The 1,017-nt window shown below is 67.3% G+C and carries 1 protein-coding gene and 1 pseudogene; both read left to right on the top strand.

Annotation, left to right across the window (positions count from 1 at the left end):
* Nucleotides 1-167, top strand: a pseudogene (locus ACZ7HQ_RS46000) (ABC transporter permease); the annotation flags it as partial.
* A 55-nt stretch (nucleotides 168-222) separates the two neighbouring features.
* The coding region (locus tag ACZ7HQ_RS45995) for an ABC transporter substrate-binding protein (RefSeq protein WP_471003742.1) at nucleotides 223-1,017 on the top strand (795 nt) is incomplete at its 3' end.

Below are 1,017 nucleotides of genomic sequence, written 5' to 3'. Positions count from 1 at the left end.
GCCTCGGCGGTCTCGGCCGGATCATCACCGCCGGGTTCAACACCTACGACACCGCCCAGGTCTTCGCGGGCGCGGTCCTGGTCGCCGGTCTCGCACTGGTGGTGGAGGGCGTACTGGTGGGCCTCGACCGCCTGCTGTCCCCGCTGCGCCGCCGCAGGCCCGCGTGAACGCACAGCATCTCATTTCTGATCACCTTTCTTCTGTTCGGACGGAGAACAACACATGAGCAGGACCTCGCGGATAGCCGGAGCGGTCATCGGCATGGTGGCGCTGGCCGGGTCGCTCGCGGCCTGCGGTGGCGACAGCCTGGAGCAGGAGGAGAGCGGCTCCGGCTCCTCGGCCGGCGGCGACGGCAAGAAGGGGACCCTGGTCGTCGGGTCGGCCTCCTTCACCGAGTCCAAGGTGCTCGCCGAGCTGTACGCGCAGATCCTCGGCGACGCCGGATACAGCACCTCGGTCACCACGGTGAAGAACCGTGAGCTGTACGAGCCCTCGCTGGAGAAGGGCGAGATCGACGTCGTACCGGAGTACGCCGCCACGATCGCCGAGTTCCTCAACGCCAAGGTCAACGGGGCAAAAGAGGCTCAGGAGAAGCCGGTGGCCTCCGGAGACGCGGACGCCACGGTCGCCGCGCTGAAGAAGCTGGCCGCCCCGCTGGGTCTCACGGTCCTCCCGCCCGGAAAGGCCGTGGACCAGAACGCCTTCGCGGTCTCGGAGGAATTCGCCGAGAAGAACAGCCTCAAGACCCTTTCCGATCTCGGGAAGTCGAAGCTGAAGGTGAAGATCGCGGCGGGCGACGAGTGCGAGGTGCGGCCGTTCTGCGCACCCGGTCTGAAGAAGACGTACGGCATCGACGTCACCGGGATCGACCCCAAGGGCGTCGGCACCCCGCAGTCCAAGCAGGCCGTCCGTGACGGCAAGGTCCAGCTGGTCCTGACGACCACCACGGACGCGGTGCTGGACGGGCTGGTGTTCCTGGAGGACGACAAGAAGCTCCAGAACGCGGACAACGTCCTT

Source organism: Streptomyces sp. NPDC037290 (genome assembly GCF_055603245.1).
Note: the sequence above shows the minus strand (reverse complement) of the source record. Positions and strands in the feature narration are given on the sequence as shown.